The sequence below is a fragment of the Pseudomonas sp. SA195 genome, assembly GCF_054131565.1.
The window spans coordinates 1068114-1089370 of record NZ_CP096392.1 but is presented as its reverse complement, the minus strand read 5'-3'; the positions used below and the strand labels follow the sequence as shown (position 1 = coordinate 1089370).

The following is a 21257-nucleotide window of genomic DNA, read 5'->3' as shown; positions in this document are numbered from 1 at the left end:
TGCGTAACGCATCTTGCACAACGGGACCAAGCGGCCCCGTGCGCCGAAAAAACCTCCTTAGAAGTTCACACCCACGCTAAGCGCGAGGAAGTCACGATCGACCAGCGTGTTGTAGTCACCGCCGAAGAAATCGGTGTACGACAAGCTGGCGGTATAGGCGTTCTGGTAAACGGCATCGACGCCTACGCTTATGGCCTTGGAACCTTCGTTGAACAAGCCGTTCGGGCCGTAGCCGTCCACGTCATGAGAGAAGGAAATGTTTGGCGTCAGGTTCACGCCAGCGAAGACGTTGCTGTAATCAGCCAGTGCGCGAAGGCGATATCCCCAGGAGTTGGCGGTTACGAAGCCGTCATCCCCATATGCGGCGAGTTGTGTGGCATCGTCTGGCGTTCCATATATCGCATCACGCCCATAACGAAGCTCGCTTTTGCTTTCTAGCGCGCCAACATGCGCATAGCCCACTTCACCAACAAGAGTGACGCGGCCAGCACCAAGCACCTGATCAAAGAAGTGCGTAAAGGTTGTTTGGATCTGAGTGATTTCCTTGCGGTTATACCCTCGGTTATCAGCGCCGAAGGTGCTGGCAACCGGCGAAGTACCCGGGGCGATCGGATTGAGCAGCGCGCGCGTTACGTCCGTGGTGTTGATCTGTACGGGGGCGTTTGGTCGATAGCTTATCTCCCCCGCCCACGCTGTACCGGTGGGCAAGGTGGTCGAAAAACTCAGGCCGTACAATCGGATATCTTCTGGATATTCCAGGTAGTACTGGCCATTGCCGAGCATCACACTCTGCGCCAGCCCGGCTACTGTTGATCCATATGCAGGGTTACCGTAGCAACCAGGCGCACCTCCGAAAGCGATACCACAAACGCTTCCAAGAATGCCTCCAGTTGGTCCGGCAAGTGGGTTGCCGTTTCCTAACGCTGCCGCAGTACCCAACCCAGCCGATTGAGTGCTAACGATCGGGGTCCGGCTGTGATAATTCATAAAATAAGCGCCGTACTCGGTCGCGTCACCAAGCCAGCGAAGGGCCAGGCCAAACTGCCCCGAATCTTTCGCATCGCGATCACCACCGCGCGGCAGTACAACGCCTTCTGAACTGACGTCGAATCCCTGGCCGAACGCCGCAGCAACAGGTTGTAGCGGTGCGATAGCCGGACTACCTACGTTGTAATTGTTGTTGCAGCCATCTTGGGCAACATCAACGGCGAAGAAGGTCCCGCAGTTGTCGACAATCGTCTGGTCCCACTCAAGCTGATAAAAAGCCTCCATGCTCAACCGATCAGTCACGCTCTGGGACACGTAGAGCATATTAACGGGAATGAGACCTTCCTTGATTTCGGCACCCGGTCGGCGAAACGCAGCGGCATCGAGCGGGTTGATCGAGTTAATTGAGTTACCGATAAAGGTACTTTCACCCCAGCTGACCACCTGCCTGCCGACACGAACAGTTCCTGGTAAATCGCCGAGGTAATAGTTGTGATAGAGAAATGCGTCGAGAATCTGCGCACCGGAAGACTGTGCTGCTTCTTTTCGATTGCTGTCACTGATGTCTTTGAACAGACGACCCTCGTCTTTCAGTTCAAAGTCATACCAGTACTTGCCACGAATGAAAGCGCCGCTATCACGGTAACGGAGCTCAAGATCGTGAACCCCTTTAAAAATCTTGGAGAAGGTTTCACCTTTCTTGAAGTTCAACCGACCGTCATCACCCGTCTGGGTATAACCGGTACCCCCATTATTGATACCAACCAGATCCATGTCCCGATCAGTTGTCGACCAACTGGCCCCAATGGAAAGCGATGAGTCGAACTGCCCCTCCACTTCGCCGATATTGAAATTCACGGCATAGGCCGGTGCAACGGTCCCAAGGGCTACGGCAAGTGCCAAAGTCCTGGGCTGGAAGATTCCTTGCCTTGTTGTTTTTGTCATGAGGCGCTCCTGGTTGGTTCGAAGTACGCTCACCCTAGCGACACGGCGGCAGAGGGTTAAGCGCACTAAGGTTTGATTTGTTTTGTAATTCTTAAGTATGAACAGCCTTCCCACTGCTGGGCTTCAAGCCCGTAGGGCAGCGGGACGCCGGTGAAGCTAACGGAGAGCTTAGTCGCGCCCCGGCCATGCGCAAGCCCCGTAATAGAGCGTTTGCGAGCCGGTAGGCGAATTTAACGAAAGGTAATCCAGGCACAAGGCCACCATGCCGACTGTGCGCTTGCACCCGTCGGCCGTCGAGCGGGCACAGTCAGCCCTTGCCCGAACGGAAAGTTCGGAAGTAGGCGTTACCGCCAGCGGTGGAATTGGGGAGAAAGGAAACAGGGGGATCAGCGGCGCGATAATCACGCCGCTGCAAAATGGAGCCTGTTACAGGCCCTTGACTGCATAGATACCCGGGGCGTTGCGCCAGTAGCCTTTGTAGTCCATCCCGTAGCCGAAGACATACCGGTCCACGCATGTGAGTCCGACGAAGTCTGCCTTGAGATCGGGACGCGCCTTGCGCTCGTGCTCCTTGTCGACAAGCACCGCGGTGTAGACGTTGGACGCACCGGCGTGCCGGCAAAAGTCGATGATCGCGCCGAGGGTGTGCCCCTCGTCCAGAATATCGTCGACGATCAGCACGTCTCGATCGATGAACGAAATCTCAGGCTTGGCCTTCCAGAACAGTTCGCCCCCGCTGGTTTCATTGCGGTAGCGCGTGGCATGAAGATACGAAAGCTCCAGCGGGAAGTTCAGTTTAGGGACCAACTTGCCGGAGAAGATCAAGCCGCCGTTCATGACGCAGAACACGACTGGGTTCCGATCGGCCAATTGAGCATTGATGCTCGTGGCGACGGCATCGATAGCCGCTTCGACTTCGGCCTCTGGGTGGAGGCAGTCGGCTTCCGCCATGACTTGGCGGATATGAGCAAGATCGGCGGACATTGGCGATGCTCCATTTAAAAGTGCGACAGGGCGCGGCAGTCCCGCCCAAGAAATCGAAGGGGCGCGACGATACCGATGCAATGACAGACACGGCAAGTGCTTATTTGACTCATCAATAGCCGCCCCAGGCACGATGCATTAATCTACGCCGGTTTATCTACCCGCCGGAGCCGCCATGAGCATTCGAGAAATTCGCCACCCCTTGATTCGTCACAAACTGGGGCTCATGCGCCGGGCGGACATCAGCACCAAGAATTTCCGCGAGCTGGCGCAAGAGGTTGGCTCCATCCTGACGTACGAAGCTACCCGTGACCTGCCGCTGGAAAACTACAACATTGAAGGCTGGTGCGGCCCGGTCCAGGTCGAGAAAATTTCCGGGAAAAAGATCACCGTCGTGCCAATCCTGCGCGCGGGCATCGGCATGCTCGACGGCGTACTCAGCCTGATCCCCGGCGCAAAAGTCAGCGCGGTAGGCATCGCGCGCAACGAAGAAACGTTGCAGGCCCACACCTACCTCGAGCGCCTAGTGGACGATCTGGACCAGCGCCTGGCGATGATCATCGACCCTATGCTGGCTACCGGCGGCTCGATGGTCGCCACTATCGACATGCTCAAGAAAGCCGGCTGCAAAGAGATTCGGGCGCTGGTGCTGGTCGCTGCGCCCGAGGGCATTCAGGCAGTCGAAGCGGCGCATCCGGACGTCATTATCTATACCGCGTCGATTGACGATCATCTGGATGAAAACGGCTATATCGTCCCTGGTCTGGGCGATGCCGGCGACAAGATTTTCGGCACCAAGCAGAAGGACGTCTAAGCATGTCGCATCCGATGGAGGAGTCGCTCGGCCGTCAGGTGCTCGCGGGCGCGCAGATGTTATTCGTAGCCTTCGGCGCGCTGGTGTTGATGCCGTTGATCACCGGGATGGACCCCAACGTTGCGCTGTTCACTGCCGGCCTTGGCACGCTGCTATTCCAATTGGTGACCAAGCGCCAGGTGCCGGTCTTCCTGGCATCGAGCTTTGCTTTCATTGCCCCGATCATTGCTGCCAAGGCCGATTTTGGCCTGCCGGCGGTGCTTGGCGGCGTGGTCGCGGCCGGCGTCGTCTATATCCTGCTGAGCTTCGCGGTCCAGCTGAAGGGGCCTGGTTTCATCGACCGGCTGCTGCCGCCGGTGGTGATCGCGCCGGTGATCATTTCTATTGGCCTGGCACTTTCTCCTGTCGCGGTGAACATGGCGATGGGGAAATCCGGTGACGGCAGCGCCCAGCTCGTGCCTTACGAAACCGCCATGCTCATTTCCATGCCGGCGCTCGTCACGACCTTGCTCGTCGCGGTGCTTGGCCGGGGGCTGTTCCGCCTGGTGCCGATTCTCGCGGGTGTCGCGGTGGGCTACGGCCTGGCGTTCGCCTTCGGCGTCGTCGATACCACCGGGATCGCTGCGGCGCCGTGGCTGGCGATCCCCAAGTTCGTGGCGCCGGAGTTCCACTGGGGCGCCATCCTGTTCATGGTGCCGGTTGCTCTGGCACCCGCGATCGAGCACATCGGCGGCGTAGTTGCCATCGGGGGAGTCACTGGCAACAACTTCATCAAGAAGCCCGGCCTGCACCGCACCCTGCTTGGTGACGGCCTGGCCACGTCCGCTGCCGGGCTATTCGGCGGCCCGCCCAATACCACCTACGCCGAGGTGACGGGTGCGGTAATGCTGACGAAAAACTACAACCCGAAAATCATGACCTGGGCCGCCATTTTCGCCATCGTGCTCGCCTTCATCGGCAAGTTCGGCGCCGGCCTGCTGAGCATTCCAGTGCCAGTAATGGGCGGCATTCTCTGCCTATTGTTCGGCTCGATTGCGGTGGTCGGCCTGAGTACCCTGATTCGACACCAGATCGATCTTTCCGAGGCGCGCAACCTGATCATCGTCTCCGTCACGCTGGTGTTCGGTATCGGCGGCATGGTCGTCGGGCACGGTGAGTTCAGCCTGTCGGGTATTTCCCTGTGCGCGATCGTCGCGCTGGTGCTGAACTTGCTGCTACCCGGCGGTGAAGGCTGGAAGAACAAGCAACTCGAGGAGCAACCCTGACCCTGCAGCCCGGCCATGCGCCGACTGGCTTCGGGGTGACTGGCACGCAACGGCGCCGGTCACCGTGAAGAAATGGGGTCAGAACGCAGCCCGGTAATGAATCGAATAGCTCTCGATCCCGTCGTTGGGCTTCTTGATCCCGGCATTGGAATAGTGGATCGCACGCAGGCCTACCTCGTGGCCGCCAGCAAAACGCAGTCCTGCACCGAAACGGTCTTCGAACTGGAATGAAGACCCCAGCTCATTGCCCTCCACCTCGGTATTTTCGAACGCTGCGATGCCAATCCCCGCCTCCAGGTAAGGCTTGACCGACCCACCGTTGAACTCATAGACGAAAACCGGGGCGAGCGAGATGCTGTGGTTGCTCGAGGTTTCATCGCCTTCCCAGTAAGTGTAGCCCGCATCCCAATAGCCCGTGAGGCGCCCCACCCCGCTCTGGAACCAACTACGGTTGAAATCCATTTGTGCCCCAAGGCGATAGGTCATGGTCGATTCGCCCGTACGCCCAACGGCGGCGGTTAGATCCAGCGCATTGGCGGTCGCTGCCTGACCCAGCAGAACAGCCGCAACGGTCGCGAAGGACATCAGCTTCTTCATACGAAATTTCCTTATCGAAATTAGGCATCGCTTTTATTTGTTCGGTGCCTCCAGAGTTCAGAGGCTGGACGAAGCGGGGAGTTCCTAAACAGAACAGTTCGAAACTGTACCGTTTTCGCCCCAAAGTATAGGAAGAACCCGGGACATTCGCGAGGGATCGCCACTGCTCCAGAACTGGACCGAAGCGCTGCCACTAGCCAGTTGGTTACGCATTTGCAGCAACGTTTCGAGGTGCCGCGCCACGGCCTCGCCCGTATCCACCAGCGCGACGCCCGGAGGCACCATGGCGCGCAGAAGCGGCTTGATGAAAGGATAGTGCGTGCAACCCAGGATCAAGGCGTCACAGCCCGCCTCCAGCAAGGGCTGGACGAACCCGGCGAGCAAGGCGCGGGTGGCGGGCGTATCCAACTCACCCGCCTCGATGCACTCCACCAACCCCGGGCAGGGCTGGGTAACGACGCGAATGTCGCTGGCGAAGCGGTCGAGCAGCGCCGCGAACTTCGCGCTCTTGAGCGTGCCGGTGGTGGCCAGTACCCCTACGACCCCGCTGCGGGTGGCCTGCGCGGCAGGCTTTACAGCAGGCTCCATGCCGACCACGGTCAACCCCGGGTAGCGCTCACGAAGATCCGAAATACCTGCCGCCGTAGCGGTATTGCACGCCAGCACCAAGGCCTTGACGTCGCGCTCCAGTAGAAAGTCGGCGATGGCTCGGCAACGCTCACGGATGAAGTCCGGGCTCTTTTCGCCGTAAGGCACATGCCCGCTATCAGCCACGTAAAGCAGGGATTCATGAGGCAGCCGTACCCGAATCTCGCGCAAGACCGACAAGCCGCCCACACCGGAATCGAACACACCGACGGGCGCCTCGTCAGTCATGCAGCCCTCCGCAAACGGCACACGCCGGATCGCGCTTGACCTTCAATTCCCGGAACCGGCCGGCCAGCGCATCGATCAACAACAGGCGCTCCACCATCGGCTCGCCAAAGCCCGCCAGCAACTTCAACGCCTCGAGCGCCTGCAGGCTGCCGACCATCCCGACCACCGGCCCCAACACACCCGCCTCGCTGCAGGTCAGCTCGGCTTCGGTACCGTGCCCGTACAGGCAGTGGTAACAAGGGCTGTCTGGCTGCCGAGAGTCGAATACCGACAGCTGACCTTCCAGGCGGATAGCCGCACCACTGACCAAGGGCTTGCGTGCTGCCACGCAGGCGACATTGATCGCCTCGCGGACCGCGAAGTTGTCGGTGCAGTCGAGCACAAGATCGACCTGGGCGACCGCCTCCCCCAATGAGTCCGCATCCAGGCCGGCATGGTGAGCGACCAGTTTGATGTGCGGATTGATCGCCGCCAGGCGAGCCATCGCCGAATCGACCTTGGGCTGGCCGACCGACGCCGCGTCATGGAGAACCTGACGTTGCAGATTGGACAAATCAACCCGGTCGAAATCAGCCAGATGCAGCTCTCCCACCCCGGCGGCGGCAAGGTACAGCGCGACAGGCGAACCAAGGCCGCCCATACCGACAATCAAGGCGCGACTGCGTTTGAGCCGAAGCTGACCCTCGATATCGAATTGCTTGAGCAGGATCTGCCGGCTGTAGCGCAGCAGCTCTTCATCATCCAGCATCGCGATTCCCCGTTGTGTTGGCGCCAGCCAAGCGGCCAAGGCTGATCCGCTCGTGCCCACCGAGATCACGCCGGCTGGCCGCGTCGACGAAACCAGCCGCAACGAGCAAAGCCCGCACGGTCGCGGCCTGGTCGTAGCCATGTTCGAGCAGCAGCCAGCCACCCGCTTCCAGGTGCGCCGGTGCGCCGTCGATGATTCGGCGGATATCGTCCAGCCCGTCGTCACCAGCGACCAGCGCACTGGTCGGCTCGAAACGCACATCACCCCTTCCCAGATGCGGGTCACTCGCAGGAATGTAAGGCGGGTTGCTGACGATCAGGCCATAGCGGCGGCAGGCTAGCGAGGCGAACCAATCGCTGTGCTCGAAGTTCAGGTTGGTCAGCCCGAGGCGGGCGGCATTGCGCTCTGCCAGAGCCACCGCCTCAGCGACGCGGTCGACGCCGGTCACTTGCCAGGCGGGGCGCTCAGTCGCCAATGCCAACGCGATGGCGCCGGTTCCGGTCCCAAGGTCCAAAGCCTGCACGGGGGTGCGGGGCGCCAGGCCCAATGCCGTTTCGACCAGCAATTCGGTGTCCGGCCGAGGGATGAGCGTGTGCGGTGCGACTTCCAGCTCGAGGCTCCAAAAGCCCTGGCGGCCGAGAATATAAGCCACCGGCTCGCCCGCCCGCCGGCGTGCCAGGCTCGCTTGGAACCGCGCCTCGGCTACCGCGCCTACCTCACGATCGGACCAAGTACGCAAATAACTGGACGGTTTGCCCAGCGCGTCGGCGAGCAGCCATTCGGCGTCCAACCGCGCAGTGGGCGAGTCGGGTAGTTCGGCGCTACGCAGCAGCGATTCGATCGTGGCCATGGTCACCTAGCGAAAGATGGGCGTCTTACTGCACGCACGTTGCGCGCCATCAGTCGCCGAGCGCGGCGAGCTGGTCGGCCTGGTATTCCTGCAGCAGCGGCTCGATGACTTGCTCGACCGCGCCGCCAATCACTTCATTCAGCGAATAGAGCGTGAGATTGATGCGATGGTCAGTCACCCGCCCCTGCGGGAAGTTGTAAGTGCGGATGCGCTCGGAACGATCGCCGGAGCCGACCAGCAACTTACGAGTCTCGGAAATTTCCTTGTGCGCGGCGCTGTCCTGCACGTCCTGCAACTTTGCCGCTAACCAAGCCATGGCTCGCGCACGATTCTTGTGCTGCGAACGTTCTTCCTGGCATTCGACGACGATGCCGCTCGGCAAGTGGGTGATGCGTACCGCCGAGTCGGTCTTGTTGATGTGCTGCCCACCCGCGCCGGACGCGCGGTAGGTGTCAATGCGCAAGTCAGCCGGGTTGATCTCGATGGCGACCTGCTCGTCCGGTTCGGGCAGTACCGCGACCGTGCAGGCAGACGTATGGATGCGTCCCTGGGATTCGGTTTCCGGCACGCGCTGCACGCGGTGCGCACCGGATTCGAACTTGAGCTTTGCGTAGACGTTATCGCCCTCGACGCGCGAAATGACTTCTTTATAACCGCCATGTTCGCCGGGGTTCTCGGAAAGAATCTCGACGCGCCACCCCTGCCGCTCGGCGTAGCGTGAATACATGCGGAACAGGTCACCCGAGAAGATCGCCGCCTCATCGCCGCCAGTGCCGGCGCGGATTTCGAGGAATACATTGCGCCCGTCCTTCGGGTCCTTCGGTAGCAGCATTCGCTGCAGTTGCCCCTCCACCTCGGCCAGCTGACCGTGAGCCTCGGCAACCTCCTCCTCGGCCATTTCGCGGACATCCGGGTCCGTGTCCTTTAACAGTGCCTGGGCACCTTCAAGGTCGGACTGAAGCTTCAGGTAGCGGCGATAGGTCGCGATCACCGGCTCGACCTCGGCGTATTCACGCGAATAGGCCCGGAAGCGTGTCTGGTCGCTGATGACCTCGGCGTCCCCGAGCAGCGCCGTCAGCTCTTCGAAACGGTCCTGCAGAATGTCGAGTTTGTTCAGCAGCGACGCTTTCATGATTTTTCCGTGCTGTTCTGTAGGGCAAAGAGTTCCTGAACGATGCTCAGCGCCTCGACGCGCCCTTCGGCAGAAAGTTTTTTCAGCTGCACGCTGGGGGCATGCAGCAACTTGTTCGTAAGCCCTCGCGCCAACTGCGCCAGGGCCTCCTCGGCCGTCGCCCCATTCGTCAGCAGCCGCTGAGCCTTGACCAACTCGTCGTCACGAATGCGCTCGGCATGCTGGCGGTAGGCCTTGAGCACATCCACGGCGGCCAGCTCGCGCAGGCGACCCATGAAATCCTCGGTACCGGCGGCGACCAGCTCTTCGGCGGCCTGCGCCGCTCCCTGGCGGCTCTTCAGATTTTCCGCGACTACCTCATGCAGGTCGTCGACCGTGTAGAGATAGACGTCATCCAGCTCGCCAACCTGCGCTTCTATGTCGCGGGGCACGGCGATGTCGACCATGAACATCGGCTTGTGCTTGCGCTTTTTCAGCGCCTGCTCGACCGCTCCCTTGCCCAGGATTGGCAGCTGGCTGGCCGTCGAGCTGATGACGATGTCGCTGTTGTAAAGCTCCTGGGGAATGTCGGCGAGCAGGATCGCGTGGGCGCCAAACTGCTCGGCCAGGGCACTGGCCCGCTCCAATGTCCGGTTGGCCACAACGATTCGCTTGACGCCCTGCTCATGCAGATGCCGAGCGACCAGCGTGATGGTCTCACCGGCACCGATCAGCAGCGCCTGGCTGCGATCGAGGCTGGCGAATATCTGCTTGGCCAGGCTGACCGCGGCAAAGGCGACCGACACGGGGTTCTCACCGATGGCGGTGTCGGTACGCACGGTCTTGGCGGTGCTGAACGTCGCCTGGAACAGCCGCCCCAGCAGCGGCCCGACGCTACCCGCCTCACGCGCCACAGCGTAGGCGGACTTCATCTGACCGAGAATCTGCGGCTCGCCCAGCACCATCGAATCCAGGCCAGAAGCGACACGCATCATATGGCGCACGGCTTGGTCATCGACGTGCACGTAGGCACAGGCCTTGAGGTCGTCGAGGTTCAACCGGTGGTACTGCGCCAACCAGGCGAGCACGGTCTCAGCCTCGACCTGATCCTGTTCCAGATACAGCTCACTGCGATTGCAGGTCGACAGAATCGCCGCTTCGCGCGTCGGCGTGACACGGCACAGCTGCTGCAGCGCCTCGACCATCTGCTCGGGCGTGAACGCCACACGCTCGCGCACATCCACCGATGCGGTCTTGTGATTGATGCCAAGCGCGATGAAAGCCATGCAGGTCGCTGATTCGAAAAACGGAGCGCGCGATTCTCCTACTTCGCCTGACTTAGAACAACCGTTGCAGGTCATTGTCTGTACCTGACCAAGCCGACCCAAGAGGCCGGCCCGGCGGCCCATGGGCTTGCCCGGCCGCTTGTGTCATCATGCCGCGACCGCAGATAAGCCAAACCTCCCTTATATGAACAAACTCCTCGTCCTCAGTGCCGCGCTGTTCCTGGGTGGCTGCCAAAGCTTCATGCAGAGCACGCCCGATGCCGGCCCGCCAGTTGAGGACGCAACGCCCGCGCCGGTCGCCAGCGAGCCAAGCGAGTACGGTTCGTTCCGCGCCGACACGCTCTATGCGCTGCTGGTTGCCGAACTCGCCGGACAGCGCAATCGGTTCGACATCGCCCTCGGTAATTACGTCCAGCAGGCCAACGCCACCGAGGACGCTGGCGTTGCCGAGCGGGGCTTTCGCATCGCCGAGTACCTGAGGGCCGATCAAGCAGCGCTTGATACCGCGCTGATCTGGGCACGCAACGCTCCAGAAAACCTGGACGCTCAGCGCGCTGCCGCTGTGCAACTGGCGCGCGCCGGTCGTTACGAGGAATCGCTCGCCTACATGGAAACCGTCCTGCAAGGCCAGGGCGATACGCACTTCGACTTCTTGGCCCTGTCGGCCGCCCAGACCGATCCTGACACGCGTGCTGGCCTGCTTCAGAGCTTCGACCAACTGCTGGTCAAGCATCCCGACAATCCGCAGTTGAAGTTTGGAAAAGCGGTGCTGCTGCAGCAGGACGGCAGGCCCGAAGAGGCGCTCGACCTGCTCGAGGCGCAGCCGGCGCGCAATCAGGAAATACCCTCGATTCTTTTGCAGGCACGCCTGCTGCAAGTGCTGAACCGGGGCGAGGAAGCGCTTCCGCTGCTCGAGAAGAGCTTACGCCAGCATCCGGAAGACAAGCGTCTGCGCCTGACGTATGCCCGTCTACTGGTCGAGCAGGAGCGACTCGAGGACGCCATGGGCGAATTTGCGACCCTGGTCCAGCAGTATCCGGGCGACGATGACTTGCGCTTTTCCATGGCGCTTGTCTGCCTGGAAGCCGAGGCCTGGCGTGAGGCGATCGTCTATCTGCAGGAATTGATCGCCCGAGGCAGTCACCTGGACGCCGCCCAATTCAACCTTGGCCGTGCCTACCGCGAACTGGGTGAGCCAGAGCAAGCGCTGGAGGCGTTCGCCAAGGTCGGGCCCGGTAACGAGTATCTGCCAGCGCAGCTCATGCAGAGCGAAGTGCTTTTCTCGCTCGGCCGCCACGACGAAGCCTCCCGCCTGCTCGCGCAAGCCCGGGACGAGCAGCCCGACTATGCCATCCAGCTCTACCTGATCGAGATCGAGGCGCTGTCCAACCAGCAGCAAACCGAACAGGCCTGGCAACTTGCCGAGCAGGCCCTCAAGCAATTCCCCGAAGATCTGACTCTCCTTTACACGCGTGCGATGATCGCGGAAAAACGCGGCGATCTGGCGCAGCTGGAAAAGGACCTGCGCTTCATCATTGAACGCGAGCCGGACAACGCCATGGCGATCAACGCGCTGGGCTATACGCTGGCCGATCGCACTGACCGGCACGAAGAAGCCCTCGCCCTTATTCAGCAGGCGTACCGGCTCAATCCAGATGACGCCGCCATCCTCGACTCCCTTGGCTGGGTCAACTACCGACTGGGCAACCTTCAAGAGGCCGAAGCTCAGCTGCGCCAAGCCCTCGAGCGCTTTCCCGACCACGAAGTCGCTGCCCACCTCGGCGAAGTGCTCTGGGCGGCTGGCAAACAACGCGAAGCCCGCCGGGTGTGGGCCGAAGCACTCGAGCAGGAGCCTGACAGCCAGATTCTGCGCGACACCATCAAACGCCTGACAGGCTCGGAGACCCTCTGACGTTATGAGACCAATGCGCAACCTGCTGATCTACGCCGTTGCTTTGCTGCTTGCTGGCTGTGCCGGGCTCGCTCCTCAGGAGACGGTCGAGGGCCCCGGCAACCCCGAGGACTGGAGCGCACATAAAACGCGCACCAGCGAGATAGACGGCTGGCAGATCAACGGCAAGATCGGTATTCGCGCGCCGCAGGACTCGGGCAGCGGAACCTTGTTCTGGCTGCAACGCCAGGACTACTTCGATATCCGGCTTTCGGGCCCGCTGGGACGCGGCGCGACCCGATTGACCGGCCGGCCCGATGCCGTCGCCCTCGAAGTCGCCGGCCAGGGCCGTTTCGAAGCCGACTCACCTGAAGCATTGGTGGAAACTCAATTAGGTTGGCGCCTGCCGGTGTCGAACCTGCTCTGGTGGGTGCGCGGTCTGCCCGCGCCGGGTAGCCGCAGCCGCATCGCAATTGATGCTGACGGTCGCCTCGCCAGCCTCCAGCAGGATGACTGGGATGTTCAGTATCTGAGCTATGCCGATGAGGATGGCTATGCCCTGCCGACACGCATCAAGCTGGCGGGTCGCGACCTGCAGATCACCCTGGTGATCAAGGACTGGCAGCCACGCCAGCTGGGCCACTGATGCCTCCGCTGGTCCTGCCTGCGCCCGCCAAACTCAACCTGATGCTGCACATTCTCGGTCGGCGCGACGACGGCTATCACGAGCTGCAGACGCTATTCCAGTTTCTCGACCACGGCGACGAACTCAGCTTTACCTTGCGCGAGGACGGTTGCATCCGCCTGATCACGCCGCTGCCGGGCGTCGATCACGACAGCAATCTGGTGGTTCGCGCGGCGCGCCTGCTCCAGGCCGAAAGCGGCTGCACCTTGGGGGCCGATATCGAGCTGACCAAGCGACTGCCCATGGGCGGCGGTATCGGGGGTGGCAGTTCCGACGCCGCGACCACCCTGCTCGGCCTCGACCGCCTCTGGCAAACCCATCTGGGCGAAGAGCGCCTGGCGCGGATTGGCCTTACGCTCGGTGCTGACGTACCAGTGTTCGTCAGAGGCCGCGCGGCGTTTGCAGAGGGGGTCGGAGAGCGTCTCGAACCAGTCGAACTCAGCGAGCCCTGGTTCCTCGTGATCGCGCCGCAAGTCTCTGTTAGTACAGCGGAAATATTTTCCGACCCAGAGTTGACACGTAATACCCCGGCCATTACAGTTCGCAGCCTTCTTGAAGGGGGTGGTCGTAACGACTGCCAGCCGGTTGTAGAGAGGCGTTACCCCCAAGTGCGTAACGCCTTGAGCTTGTTGAACAAATTTGTTCCAGCAAGAATGACCGGCACTGGGGCTTGTGTGTTTGGGAGCTTCCCAAACCAGGGTGAGGCTGATAAAGTCTGCCGCCAACTTCCAGCTGACTTGCCAGCGTTCGTCGCCCAAGGTCGCAACATCTCGATGCTGCACCGCAGGCTTGCGCAACTGGCACAGGAAGTGAGTGTCTAGCATCAGGTTATACGTTACAGGGGCGTCGCCAAGCGGTAAGGCAGCAGGTTTTGATCCTGCCATGCGTTGGTTCGAATCCAGCCGCCCCTGCCATAACCTTTCCAGACATTCAGCTAGACCTATAGGGGCGTCGCCAAGCGGTAAGGCAGCAGGTTTTGATCCTGCCATGCGTTGGTTCGAATCCAGCCGCCCCTGCCATATCTCACGAAAGCTGTTCAAGAAGCCTGGCCTTTTGAACAGCTTTTTGTTTCATCGGATCCACCCTCAGGCAGGTACTGCGCGTGTCCAAGATGATGGTCTTCACGGGGAACGCCAACCCCGACCTGGCCCGGCGTGTCGTACGTCAGCTGCATATCCCGCTCGGTGATGCTTACGTCGGTAAATTCTCCGACGGCGAGATCAGTGTCGAGATCAACGAAAACGTTCGCGGCAAGGACGTTTTCCTGATTCAACCGACCTGCGCCCCCACCAATGACAACCTGATGGAACTGGTAGTGATGGCCGACGCCTTCCGCCGCTCCTCCGCCACACGCATCACGGCTGTCATCCCGTACTTCGGTTATGCCCGCCAGGATCGGCGCCCGCGTTCTGCACGCGTGCCGATCAGCGCCAAGGTTGTCGCGGACATGCTCGACGTCGTAGGCGTCAACCGCGTTCTGACCGTCGACCTGCACGCCGACCAGATCCAGGGTTTCTTCGACATGCCCGTGGACAACATCTACGGCTCGCCCGTACTGGTCGATGACATCCAGGCCCAGCGGTTTGAAAACCTGATGATCGTCTCCCCCGACATTGGTGGCGTGGTACGTGCTCGCGCCGTTGCCAAGTCGCTGGGTGTTGATTTGGCCATCATCGACAAGCGTCGCCCGAAGGCCAACCAGTCCGAAGTGATGCACATCATCGGTGATATCGAAGGCCGTACCTGCATCCTCGTGGACGACATGGTCGATACCGCGGGCACCCTGTGCCACGCAGCTACCGCTTTGAAAGATCATGGCGCAGCCAAGGTCTTCGCGTATTGCACTCACCCTATCCTCTCCGGTCGCGCCATCGAGAATATCGAAGGCTCCGTACTCGACGAGTTGGTGGTGACCAATACCATCCCGCTGTCCGCAGCGGCCCAAGCCTGTACCCGTATTCGCCAATTGGACATCGCGCCAATGGTCGCTGAAGCGGTCCGCCGCATCAGCAATGCCGAATCGATCAGCGCGATGTTCCGCTAAGCCTCGAGCTCAGCTTTCGCGCCGAACGAAAATGTGCCCCGCCTCGTGCGGGGCTTTTTGCCCAACCGCCCGGCGGTGCTGGTCGCGAGCACCTCGGGCGCGTTGTCATCTTGGAGAAACACAATGACTGACTTCACCCTGAATGCCCAAGTGCGTTCCGACCTGGGGAAAGGTGCGAGCCGCCGCCTGCGTCGTAACGCCAACCTCGTCCCGGCCGTAATCTACGGCGGCGACAAAGCTCCGCAATCCATCAGCCTGCTGGCCAAAGATCTGGCCAAGCTGCTGGAAACCGAAGCGTCCTTCAGCCACGTGCTGACCCTGAACGTCGACGGCCAGAACGAATCCGTTCTGATCAAGGCGCTGCAGCGTCATCCGGCCAAGAGCTTCGTACTGCACGCTGACTTCGTCCGCGTCGTCGAAGGTCACAAGCTGACCGCTACCGTCCCGCTGCACTTCATCAACCAGGAAACCTCGGTTGGCGTGAAGCAGCAGGGTGGCGAAATCCTGCACAACATCAACGAAGTTGAAGTGTCCTGCCTGCCGCAGGATCTGCCGGAGTTCATCGAAGTCGACATGGCCAAAGTTGAAGTCGGCCAGGTTCTGCACATGACCGACCTGACCCTGCCGAAGGGCGTCGAGCTGGTTTCCCTGGCCCACGGCAGTGACCTGCCGGTCGCCAACGTTCATGCCCCGCGCGTGAACAAGGAAGACACTCCGAAAGAAGAAGGCGCTGACGAGTAATCCACTCGCCAAGACCTGAGGAAGGGCCTCTGTCGTGACTGCCGTAAAACTGATCGTCGGCCTGGGTAACCCAGGCCCAGAATACGACCAGACCCGGCATAACGCAGGGGCCCTTTTCGTTGAGCGTCTGGCAGCCCGCGAGGGCGTCAACCTCAGCGTGGATCGCAAGTACTTTGGTCTGGTCGGCAAGTTCCGCCATCAGGGCGAAGACGTCCGGCTATTGATCCCCACCACTTTTATGAACCGCAGCGGTCAGGCGGTGGCGGCACTTGCCGGCTTTTTCCGAATTCCCCCTGAGTCCATCCTGGTCGCCCATGATGAACTCGACATGCCTCCTGGCATCGCCAAGCTCAAACAGGGCGGCGGCCACGGCGGCCATAACGGGCTACGCGACATCATCGCCAAGCTCGGCAACCAGAATAATTTCTACCGTCTGCGTCTGGGCATTGGGCATCCGGGGCACAGCAGCCTGGTAACCGGCTATGTGCTGGGGCGTGCGCCCCAGGCCGAACGCGAGAAACTGGACGCCAGCATCGATTTCGCATTCGACGTGCTTCCCGAAATTCTTGTTGGTGACTGGACGCGCGCGATGCAGCGTCTGCATAGCCAGAAGGCCTGATCGAGCTCGACGCAGGAACGCAAAACAAGGCAACGGCTTGGCATTAACTGCACGTTACGAAGCCGTTTAACGCAGTTTGGCAACGCCGGTAGCGCATTCGCTGCCAGCCAGTACCGAGGCAAGACACCATGGGATTTAATTGCGGCATCGTCGGCCTGCCCAACGTCGGCAAATCTACCCTGTTCAACGCGTTGACCAAGTCCGGTATCGCTGCGGAAAACTTCCCCTTCTGCACCATCGAGCCGAACAGCGGCATCGTACCGATGCCCGATGCGCGCCTGCAGGCGTTGGCTGATATCGTCAATCCCGAGCGCGTCCTGCCGACCACCATGGAGTTCGTGGACATCGCCGGCCTCGTCGAGGGTGCCTCCAAAGGCGAAGGCCTGGGCAACAAGTTTCTCGCCAACATCCGCGAGACCGATGCCATTGCGCACGTGGTGCGCTGCTTCGAAGACGAGAACGTCATTCACGTTTCCAATTCGGTCGACCCCAAGCGCGACATCGAAATCATCGAGCTGGAGTTGATCTTTGCCGATCTGGATAGCTGCGAGAAGCAATTGCAGCGTGTGGCGCGCAACGCAAAGGGCGGCGACAAGGAAGCGGTGGCGCAGAAGGCGCTGTTGGAAAAACTGATCCCCCACTTTACCGAAGGCAAGCCGGCACGCACTCTGCTGAAAAAGCTCGGCGAGGAAGAGGCTCGCATGGCGAAGGGCTTCCACCTGCTGACCAGCAAGCCGGTGATGTACATCGCCAACGTGGCGGAGGATGGCTTCGAGAACAACCCGCACCTCGACGTGGTCAACGCCATTGCAGCCGAGGAAGGCGCAGTCGTGGTGCCGGTGTGCAACAAGATCGAAGCCGAAATTGCCGAACTCGATGACGGCGAGGAAAAAGACATGTTCCTCGAGTCGCTCGGTCTCGAGGAGCCCGGCCTTAACCGCGTCATCCGCGCCGGCTACGAACTGCTCAACCTGCAAACCTATTTCACCGCTGGGGTGAAGGAAGTACGCGCCTGGACCGTGAAGGTCGGCGCTACCGCACCGCAGGCCGCCGGCGTCATCCACACCGATTTCGAGAAAGGCTTCATTCGAGCCGAAGTGGTCGCCTACAACGACTTCATCCAGTACAAGGGCGAAGCCGGGGCCAAGGAAGCTGGCAAGTGGCGACTGGAAGGCAAGGAGTACATCGTCAAGGATGGCGACGTAATGCACTTCCGCTTCAACGTTTAATAAGATGCGCCCCAGAAAGCCCCGCGAGCAGTAGCAAGCGGGGCTTTTCGTTTCCGGCCGTTAGTAACGACCGAACGGTCTAACCTCGAACGATCGACGACTCCCCGGGGTACTTATCGACGACCGGCAGGTAATCCTGGTCGCTGTTGCGGAATATTCGCGCCGTTTATGCGGTCGGAACAGGCAGACTTGCCGAAGCCGGAGTTCCGATGAACAGCCTTGCCGAACCGCCGTTGCACCACCTCGATGACAGTTTTTTCGACCGCGACGCCCAAGTTGTCGCACAGGATCTCCTCGGGACGGTGATTCGTCACTGCGTCGACGGGCTATGGCTGTCGGCCCGAATCATCGAGACGGAAGCCTATTATGTCGATGAAAAAGCCAGCCACTCCTCACTGGGCAACAGCCCTTCGCGACGCGCGATGTTCATGCCGGCCGGCCATCTCTATCTCTACTACTCCCGTGGCGGAGACTCGCTGAATTTCAGCGTCCGCGGCGATGGCAACGCCGTCTGCATCAAGGCGGGCTATCCCTGGGTCGACTCACTCTCGTGCGAGGAATCCATCGAGCGGATGCGAACCAATAGCCCAGCTGCCGCAGGTGGTCTGCGGCCCCTCACCCGCCTCTGTTCTGGCCAGACGCTGTTGTGCAAGGCGCTGGGCCTGACCGTGACAGAGTGGAACGCACAGCGCATGGACCCCGCCCGGCTGCGCGTGGACGATATCGGCGCACGCCCAGACATCGTCCAGACCACTCGCCTCGGCATCCCGACCGGTCGCGACGAACACCTGCCGTACCGTTTCGTCGATGCGGGCTTTGCCGCCCATTGCACCCGCAACCCCCTGCGCCGCGGGCAGCAGGAGGGCCAGGACTACGTCGTGCTGCGCCGCGAACTGCTGGCGAGCTAGCTCTCGATCAGCCGGCGCCGACCAGGCGAATCCGAGTAATTTCCGACGGCGCGCCGAAGCGCAATGGCGGCCCCCAATAACCGGTGCCACGGCTGATGTAGATCTGCATCGCTCCGAGACGCTGCAGCCCCGCCACCCACGGCTGCTGCCATCGCACGAAGTGCATCCATGGCCAGAACTGACCTCCATGGGTGTGACCGGACAACTGAAGATCGCAGCCGGCCTCGACCGCCGCCTTCGCCGAGCGCGGCTGATGCGCCAGCAAGATGCGCGGCACGTCATCGGGCGCACCGGCGAATGCTGCGACCGGATCGCTTCGATGGCTAGGCCGGAACAGCTCAGCTGAATAGTCAGCGATGCCCGCCAGGACCAAGCGAGCACAGCCATGCTCGAGCTGAACATGACGATTGAGCAGCACCGCCATGCCCAGGCGCTCGAACTCGGCAATCCAGCTGTCGGCACCGGAGTAGTACTCGTGGTTACCGGTCACTACAAAGGTGCCGTGATGGGCGCTCAGCTGAGCCAGCGGCGCAATGTCATCGGCCAAGTCGGCCACACTCCCATCCACCAGATCACCGGTGATGACGATGAGGTCCGGCGAAAGCCCATTGACCCGTTTGACGATCGCATCGATATAGCCCTGCTTGATCGTAGGCCCTACATGGATGTCGCTGAGTTGCACAATGCTGAACCCCTCCAACGCGGGTGGAAGATTCCGCAGGACGATGTCGCGCTCGACGACCCGAGCCGTGCGCCGCGCATTGAGCACACCGCACAGGGTGACCGCTGCCACCGCAACGATGACTGCCAGCGCCGAGCCCTGAGCAACAGCAGCCGACTCCCAGCCCAGCAGCGAGCCCACCACCAATACAAAGGCTCGCAGCAAGGCGAAAATCGCGAGACTGGAAAAGATGCCCATCGCCAACAACCCGGTCCACGCCAACAGCGCATTGCCTGCACCGCGCACCAGCACCCCGTAGCGCATCAGCACAGCCGAGAGCGCAAGATAGCCCCACGCCAGAACGCTGCCGAAGCGGCCCAGGGAAAGATCTGGAATCAACGTGATACCGACGAACACATGCAAGCCAATCAGCAACACAACAACCAATAACCGCCTGATCATGCGTTACGTCTCTTGAGCGAAGGGAGCACATTGTTACGCACCCAGCCGACTGGCTGCGTATCGATATATAAGAATTTTGAATGGGCGACGGGCAAGGAGCCGTCTCGCTGCGGAAGCCAAAGTGCATCCACTATCGGCAAGCCCCTTGGCCGCGCATGAGCCCAGAAACTTGTTGAGCCACAAAGCCAAGGAAAAAGGCTGCGGCCGAGATTCGAGATCCTATCCATGGGATCAGCCACAAGACTCCGATGAGCACGGCTCAGCAACGCCCTCGCGCGTGCAAGCTGAAGTTCGCTGCATGTAACGGAGCCCGCCAATCAAAGCCGCAAGTCGCTAGTACCGCAGGGTCCGGAAGCTACAACCAACCGATCCTTTACATCACGCCTGGATCAGGCATCGGGTCTGGCGGCGGTGGCTCCTTCTCTAGCTGTTCCAGCACCTCGTCCGGCAGCGTATCGCCGTCGTCCAGCTCGGTATCGCTTTCGGCGTCATCCAGGTCGTTCAGCGGGGATTCATCTGCCAGCCAGGGATGGAGCGGCGGATCGCTTGGTAGGGTCACGCTGAGCATGGGGATATTCTCACAGGTTTGCCTGTTGGATTAGGCAGGCCTAGCCCCCCATCGTTCGGCCCGGTCGTCTCCTGCGCACTACCGCGTCCACAGCTGCTCAGCCAAACACTCGCTCAGGTAGTCGAGGAAACAGGTGATGCGCGCGGCCAGCGCGGTGTTGCGGTAGTAGACCGCATGGATCGGCTGCAGCACCTCGGTATTCGCCTCGGCCAACACCTCGACCAGCGCTCCCTCGGCGCGATCGCGAGCGGTCATGAGGTCCGACAGGCAGGCGATACCCTGCCCGGCCAGCGCCAGGTGCCGCACGGTCTCGCCGCTTGATGCCCACAGGCTCGGCACGATGGGCCAGGTCTCGCCGAGCGGATGACGCAGCGGCCAATGATTGAGGCTCTCCGGCTGGGTGAAGCCGATCAGGCTGTGCTTCGCCAGGTCCTCGACCTGCTGCGGCATGCCGCGCTGCGCCAGATAGTCAGGGCTGGCCACGGCCCGAATCCGGCTGCGCCCCAGCGGCCGTGCATGCAGGGTGGAATCGCGCAGCGGCCCGTGGCGCAGCGCCAGGTCGGTACGGTGCTCGAGCAGATCGATGATCTGGTCGCTGCTGTGCAGCTCTAGCTCGATGTCCGGGTAGCGCTCGCGGAAGCCGCCAATAAGCGGCACCAGTACATGCAGCATGAAAGGTGCGGAAGCATTCACCCGCAACCTCCCGGCCGGGCGTTGCAAGCGGCGCGACATCTGCTCTTCGGCCTCTTCCACCGCTTCGAGAATCCGCCTGGCCTGAACAAGAAAGGCCGCGCCCTCCTCCGTCAGCTCCAGGCGCCGAGTCGTGCGGCGCAACAGCGTGGTGGCGAGCTTGGTTTCCAGCCGGCTCAGGGCCCGGCTGACGCCCGAGGCGGTCTGCCCCAGCTGCATCGCCGCGCTAGAGATGGAGCCGGTATCGATGACAGCCGTGAACGCCTGCAATTCGTCGAGCGTGGTTTTCATCTGTG

At 61.3% G+C, this 21257-nt stretch carries 21 protein-coding genes and 2 tRNA genes; 12 read left to right on the top strand and 11 right to left on the bottom strand.

The features are described 5' to 3' along the window. Positions 1-57: 57 nt before the first annotated feature. Together M1D78_RS04990 and M1D78_RS04985 are read right to left on the bottom strand one after the other, a co-directional pair. Positions 58-1932 (bottom strand): DUF1302 domain-containing protein, encoded by a 1875-nt coding sequence (locus M1D78_RS04990; RefSeq protein ID WP_437420297.1) that lies wholly within the window; start codon positions 1930-1932, stop codon positions 58-60. A gap of 426 nt (positions 1933-2358) precedes the next feature. Beyond that, entirely contained in the window at positions 2359-2916 is a 558-nt protein-coding gene (locus tag M1D78_RS04985; protein ID WP_437420298.1) for a hypoxanthine-guanine phosphoribosyltransferase, read from the bottom strand. Between the two features lie 175 nt (positions 2917-3091). Here M1D78_RS04985 and upp point away from each other — a divergent pair, with 175 nt between their 5' ends. Further along, positions 3092-3730 carry a uracil phosphoribosyltransferase gene (upp, locus tag M1D78_RS04980; RefSeq protein WP_437420299.1) on the top strand — a complete coding sequence of 213 codons (639 nt, stop codon included), beginning with the start codon at positions 3092-3094 and terminating at the stop codon, positions 3728-3730. Between the two features lie 2 nt (positions 3731-3732). Further along, positions 3733-4995, top strand: a complete 1263-nt coding sequence (locus M1D78_RS04975; protein ID WP_437420300.1) for a uracil-xanthine permease family protein — start codon at positions 3733-3735, stop codon at positions 4993-4995. A 78-nt stretch (positions 4996-5073) separates the two neighbouring features. Here M1D78_RS04975 and M1D78_RS04970 read toward each other — a convergent pair whose 3' ends face one another. The 6 genes from M1D78_RS04970 to hemA all read right to left on the bottom strand — a co-directional run bounded on the left by M1D78_RS04970 (position 5074) and on the right by hemA (position 10463). Further along, positions 5074-5592, bottom strand: coding sequence for an acyloxyacyl hydrolase (locus M1D78_RS04970; protein ID WP_437420301.1), 519 nt, complete (start codon positions 5590-5592; stop codon positions 5074-5076). Positions 5593-5676: 84 nt separating this feature from the next. Continuing rightward, on the bottom strand, positions 5677-6468 hold the full coding sequence (gene murI / locus M1D78_RS04965) for a glutamate racemase (RefSeq protein WP_437420302.1): 792 nt from the start codon (positions 6466-6468) through the stop codon (positions 5677-5679). Continuing rightward, positions 6461-7216, bottom strand: a complete 756-nt coding sequence (locus M1D78_RS04960) for a molybdopterin-synthase adenylyltransferase MoeB (protein WP_437420303.1) — start codon at positions 7214-7216, stop codon at positions 6461-6463. Before M1D78_RS04960 ends, murI begins: the two co-directional genes overlap by 8 nt. After that, positions 7206-8066: a peptide chain release factor N(5)-glutamine methyltransferase gene (gene prmC, locus M1D78_RS04955; RefSeq protein ID WP_437420304.1), complete on the bottom strand. Its 861-nt coding sequence runs from the start codon at positions 8064-8066 to the stop codon at positions 7206-7208. The genes M1D78_RS04960 and prmC overlap by 11 nt, the downstream gene beginning before the upstream one ends. A gap of 49 nt (positions 8067-8115) precedes the next feature. Continuing rightward, positions 8116-9198, bottom strand: a complete 1083-nt coding sequence (gene prfA / locus M1D78_RS04950; RefSeq protein ID WP_437420305.1) for a peptide chain release factor 1 — start codon at positions 9196-9198, stop codon at positions 8116-8118. Continuing rightward, the gene (gene hemA, locus M1D78_RS04945; RefSeq protein WP_437420306.1) at positions 9195-10463 is read right to left on the bottom strand and encodes a glutamyl-tRNA reductase; all 1269 of its coding nucleotides are present in this window, start codon (positions 10461-10463) and stop codon (positions 9195-9197) included. The genes prfA and hemA overlap by 4 nt, the downstream gene beginning before the upstream one ends. 184 nt (positions 10464-10647) lie before the next feature. Between hemA and M1D78_RS04940 the strand changes: the two genes are divergently transcribed. From M1D78_RS04940 to M1D78_RS04895, 10 genes are all read left to right on the top strand, one after another. Beyond that, a complete protein-coding gene (locus M1D78_RS04940) occupies positions 10648-12375 on the top strand; it encodes a tetratricopeptide repeat protein (protein WP_437420307.1) in 1728 nt (575 codons plus the stop codon). 4 nt (positions 12376-12379) lie between these two features. Beyond that, the gene (gene lolB, locus M1D78_RS04935; RefSeq protein WP_437420308.1) at positions 12380-13000 is read left to right on the top strand and encodes a lipoprotein insertase outer membrane protein LolB; all 621 of its coding nucleotides are present in this window, start codon (positions 12380-12382) and stop codon (positions 12998-13000) included. Beyond that, positions 13000-13860, top strand: coding sequence for a 4-(cytidine 5'-diphospho)-2-C-methyl-D-erythritol kinase (ispE, locus tag M1D78_RS04930; RefSeq protein WP_437420309.1), 861 nt, complete (start codon positions 13000-13002; stop codon positions 13858-13860). The genes lolB and ispE overlap by 1 nt, the downstream gene beginning before the upstream one ends. A gap of 18 nt (positions 13861-13878) precedes the next feature. Next, positions 13879-13953 (top strand) — tRNA-Gln (locus tag M1D78_RS04925). A 30-nt stretch (positions 13954-13983) separates the two neighbouring features. After that, positions 13984-14058: transfer RNA gene (locus M1D78_RS04920), tRNA-Gln, on the top strand. An 83-nt stretch (positions 14059-14141) separates the two neighbouring features. Beyond that, complete coding sequence (locus M1D78_RS04915; protein WP_021208703.1) at positions 14142-15083, top strand: ribose-phosphate pyrophosphokinase; 942 nt, start codon at positions 14142-14144, stop codon at positions 15081-15083. Positions 15084-15206: 123 nt separating this feature from the next. After that, positions 15207-15824 carry a 50S ribosomal protein L25/general stress protein Ctc gene (locus tag M1D78_RS04910; RefSeq protein WP_437420310.1) on the top strand — a complete coding sequence of 206 codons (618 nt, stop codon included), beginning with the start codon at positions 15207-15209 and terminating at the stop codon, positions 15822-15824. 34 nt (positions 15825-15858) lie between these two features. Next, positions 15859-16443 (top strand): aminoacyl-tRNA hydrolase, encoded by a 585-nt coding sequence (gene pth / locus M1D78_RS04905; RefSeq protein WP_437420311.1) that lies wholly within the window; start codon positions 15859-15861, stop codon positions 16441-16443. 128 nt (positions 16444-16571) lie between these two features. Further along, on the top strand, positions 16572-17672 hold the full coding sequence (gene ychF, locus M1D78_RS04900) for a redox-regulated ATPase YchF (RefSeq protein ID WP_437420312.1): 1101 nt from the start codon (positions 16572-16574) through the stop codon (positions 17670-17672). Between the two features lie 209 nt (positions 17673-17881). Beyond that, positions 17882-18580, top strand: coding sequence for a DNA-3-methyladenine glycosylase (locus tag M1D78_RS04895; protein ID WP_437420313.1), 699 nt, complete (start codon positions 17882-17884; stop codon positions 18578-18580). 7 nt (positions 18581-18587) lie between these two features. On the opposite strand, the gene M1D78_RS04890 is transcribed toward M1D78_RS04895, so the two are convergent. The 3 genes from M1D78_RS04890 to M1D78_RS04880 form a co-directional block, all read right to left on the bottom strand. Further along, positions 18588-19703: a metallophosphoesterase gene (locus M1D78_RS04890; RefSeq protein WP_437420314.1), complete on the bottom strand. Its 1116-nt coding sequence runs from the start codon at positions 19701-19703 to the stop codon at positions 18588-18590. 373 nt (positions 19704-20076) lie between these two features. Beyond that, positions 20077-20271 (bottom strand): hypothetical protein, encoded by a 195-nt coding sequence (locus M1D78_RS04885; RefSeq protein WP_437420315.1) that lies wholly within the window; start codon positions 20269-20271, stop codon positions 20077-20079. Positions 20272-20349: 78 nt separating this feature from the next. After that, entirely contained in the window at positions 20350-21252 is a 903-nt protein-coding gene (locus M1D78_RS04880) for a LysR substrate-binding domain-containing protein (RefSeq protein ID WP_437420316.1), read from the bottom strand. Positions 21253-21257: the final 5 nt, after the last annotated feature.